Origin of the sequence: Vibrio sp. 10N.222.46.A1 (genome assembly GCF_041473595.1) — a bacterium.
GTDB classification, from domain to species: Bacteria; Pseudomonadota; Gammaproteobacteria; order Enterobacterales; family Vibrionaceae; genus Vibrio; species Vibrio tasmaniensis_A.
In genome coordinates this window covers 1-3,355 of sequence record NZ_JBFRSN010000190.1, presented here as the reverse complement: position 1 = coordinate 3,355, position 3,355 = coordinate 1, and the positions used below count along the sequence as shown (strand labels likewise).

The window sequence follows — 3,355 nt, the reverse complement described above, 5'->3', positions numbered from 1 at the left end:
GTATGGCGGTAAGGTTCGTATGGACATCATGCGTTACCACCCAGAAGACGAACTAAAACAAGCGCAAATGGTTTATCTAGAAGACCCGTTTGGCAACCTATTCGAATTCTACTCGCACACATACGAAGACACGTACGCGACTGATTACGAGTAATCGCGTTACCTGCCTGTCATAAGGTAGAAAACCGAACCCCCCCTAAAGAGGATTGGTAGAGATACCAATCCTTTTTGTATTTGGATCGACTTCGATTGGCCTGACACATAAGAATGCCGTCGAGAAGAAGCTTCCGCTGAAGCGTATAACTCGCCGGAAAGTGACCTTACGATTTTAGTTCGGTAGGAGAGTGCCCAGTCCAATTTTTGAATGCTCGGCTGAATGCGCTCGAATCTGAGAAGCCAAGTTCGTGAGCGACATAAGTAATATTACCGTCGTTTTGGTTAAGTAAGGTCAGGCTCAGTTCAAGTCGATACTTATCAAACAAACGACGGAAACTCACACTTTCTTGTTTAAGTTTACGGTTCAAGGTTCGAGGGCTTATGTGCAGGTTGCTTGCTACGCTATCTAGGTTTGTGTCTTTCACTGCAAGCACCTTGAACGTTTCATTCACTTTGTAGATTAAGTTGGTTTTTAACACCTTTTCCATCTGTTGGTCAGCAATTCGTACTAACTCTGCATGAAAATCAGGTTGGAATTGGCGAGGCTTTCTCTGTGCCAGTTCGTTAGAGAAAAGGAGATATCGGGCAGGGTAACCTTCTTTCATTTCTATATTGAATACGCGCTCGAAGATAGCCAAGAACTCATCGCCAATGGTGCTCTTGTTGATATGAATGGTAAGTTTTTGCTTGGGCGCATTGAGGTACTTTCGAATGAGCTTGAGAATAATACTGAAATAGAGCCCCAAGCTAATGTGTGTCATTAGCGTTGACTCATCAATGTATTCGGGTGTCACTGTCCAAAGTTCCAGTTCACCGTTATCGGTTTCACGACTGAATATCTTCAATAGTGGGTGTATATGAATTGAATATCGACTCAGTAGTTCACAAAAGCTGGAGATATTGGGGGCGGTTAGCATGGCCATGACCGGAGCGCCCATTTCAAGCTCATCAAAGTAACGGGCTGATTCATCAAACAAGTCGATCAGTTCATGATCAAAACGTTGGTAGATATTGGTGATCCCGGTTTGAAGCTGATGGGCCGAAATCGTTTCGGCGGAGCAAAGTTGTTCATATACCTCTGCCCCTGACCAGATGTCACTGCTGTCTCCAATTCTAGCTTGGATCGCTGAATCTAAAGTTTTAAACCAAAATATGGGCAACTGAGTACTAAAACTTTCCACCATAACTTCCTGTTATTGCTGGTTGTTGAAGAGTGTTCTCCTCGTTAATGTGCCTCAAATTATAGGATTTTTTTACTGGTTACAAGCAGTGAAAAGCTCAGTTAGACCTTAGAACTTGTAATCAACACCTACTGAAACTACATATTGTGACGATTGGTAATATTCAATATTCGATGTGGTTGTTTTTGCACCTAATAGTGATACTAGAGACCAGTTTTTTGCATCAAAGATATTGGCATATTCATAGGCGATAAATGCACCGAAATCTTTGTCTTCACGCGTCTTATTGAAAATAGGGTTCTCTTTATCATAGTCGCGTTTTGCTGCGTTGATCGTGAAAGCCAGACCATGATTGCCGAATCTTTTCGCTAAGTTCACCTCTGCTCCAACACTCAGGAATGATAACGCATTACCCTCAGAGTTCGACGAGAAAACATTGATTGAAGGCGTGAGAATGCCAGACCCATCTTTTAAGAAGTACTGGTAACCCGACTTTAGGTAAAAATACTCTCGCTCTCGCGTCATTAATGCTCGCTCTTCGTCCGTTAAATCAAGTCCTTTTAATCCTGTGTTTTCTTTTTTCACATCGGACTCGCCAAAAGCCATATCGATATTAAAGTTAGTCCCCATCATTTTAGACAGCTGCATTCGAACCACGTTGCCGGTTAGGTCGGTTTCTTCTCTCTTCGAATCAACGGCATAAGGGTCATCCCACACTTCGCCAGAGATCAGCGTTGGTAAGATGGAAAAGTCGATAACCATCCCGCTCTCCAGTTGCTGTCTATAGCCCACTTCAAATGCCAACGTACCTGTAATGATGTCGTCTCTAGAGGTGCCTAAGAAAATTTGCTTGTGATTCAAAGCGCCAAAGGTGTACTGCATCGAACCTAAAATAGCGACCATTCCATTGGCTTCAGTTGCACCAGACGACATTAAATCGGTTTGAGATTGATGATTACTTTGGCCAACATCTAAGTTGCTTGAGTTTGCGGTGAAGCCGGTTAGGAAGGTCATGTTGCCACTGAAACCTTCGCTTGGTGCTAAAGCTGCGTATGAAGGAGAAGCAAGCATCATAGTTGCCAAAAATAGGGAGATAATATGTTTCATCAATAGACTCGTACTTGAATGGTTTTTAATCGAACTGATTTCGAAATCGAATAGCTCTTGAAAATAAATAGCTCTTGAAAGTGAATTGCTTTTTAAAGTGCATTGCTTCTTAAAGTGCTATTGGGGCTTTTTTATTTGCCCAAGGCTTGGCGCTTTCTAGTTGATAGGCCAATTCAAATAAGAGGCGGTCGTTGCCTCTTGCTGCGGAAAAGTGGCTGCCGACTGGAAGGTTCTGCTTGTTCCAATAAGAGGGAGGCGACTTGATGGGAGAACACGCAATATTCGCTAAAGTAGGAAGAGAGTTCGTTGCAGCTGAAGGCGCAACTTTACCCATGGCTTCGAAAAAATATCGATATTTCAATTCACTGACAGTCATCATTTCTATCCCAAGTTAGAAAGTCACTATCCTTGTTTCGAAATCTAGCTTGCTAGATCTATCTTCACTCCGTGTGCTGATTTATGGGAGTAGAATAAAGATCAGGGTGTTGGTTTGCAGTGCAAATATCGCCAATGCTCATACTATTTACGCCAACTGGATTGTCGGGTTATGTGTAGGTAAGCGTTATTACTACACAAAAAAGTAGCCATCGTCGTTCTGAATAGAATGATAAAGAAACAAACAACATTAAGACGTTGTTAAAGTTGACGTTTTAAGGATAAAACCTTTCATGAAAATGACGGAAGAAAGCGTAGTTTATGGAAATATTGCGGGCTCATACCGAATGGTAGCCTTGACTGAGCTGTGACTATACTCAGCACAATATTACTAACCAACAACAACGAAAATAGAGAAACATGCAGAGATTAGCGTTCCCAAATCACATGAAAAAACGACATATCATCTTTACCGCTCTTATTCTTATGATATTAGCTGGATGCACCTCAACGTCGGCTGTCGGCAGTTCTAAAAC

3 protein-coding genes and 2 pseudogenes are annotated in these 3,355 nt (G+C 42.2%); 2 read left to right on the top strand and 3 right to left on the bottom strand.

Annotated elements, in window-relative coordinates; genetic code table 11:
- Positions 1–154, top strand: a pseudogene (locus tag AB4496_RS06550) (glyoxalase); the annotation flags it as partial.
- Between the two features lie 166 nt (positions 155–320).
- Here AB4496_RS06550 and AB4496_RS06545 read toward each other — a convergent pair.
- The 3 genes from AB4496_RS06545 to AB4496_RS06535 all read right to left on the bottom strand — a co-directional run bounded on the left by AB4496_RS06545 (position 321) and on the right by AB4496_RS06535 (position 2,823).
- A complete protein-coding gene (locus tag AB4496_RS06545) occupies positions 321–1,340 on the bottom strand; it encodes an AraC family transcriptional regulator (protein WP_009847207.1) in 1,020 nt (339 codons plus the stop codon).
- 105 nt (positions 1,341–1,445) lie between these two features.
- Positions 1,446–2,444 carry a DUF2860 family protein gene (locus AB4496_RS06540; RefSeq protein ID WP_009847206.1) on the bottom strand — a complete coding sequence of 333 codons (999 nt, stop codon included), beginning with the start codon at positions 2,442–2,444 and terminating at the stop codon, positions 1,446–1,448.
- A gap of 109 nt (positions 2,445–2,553) precedes the next feature.
- Entirely contained in the window at positions 2,554–2,823 is a 270-nt protein-coding gene (locus AB4496_RS06535) for a hypothetical protein (protein WP_032555251.1), read from the bottom strand.
- 416 nt (positions 2,824–3,239) lie between these two features.
- On the opposite strand from AB4496_RS06535, the pseudogene AB4496_RS06530 reads away from it, so the two are divergent.
- A pseudogene (locus AB4496_RS06530) lies at positions 3,240–3,355 on the top strand (septal ring lytic transglycosylase RlpA family lipoprotein); the annotation flags it as partial.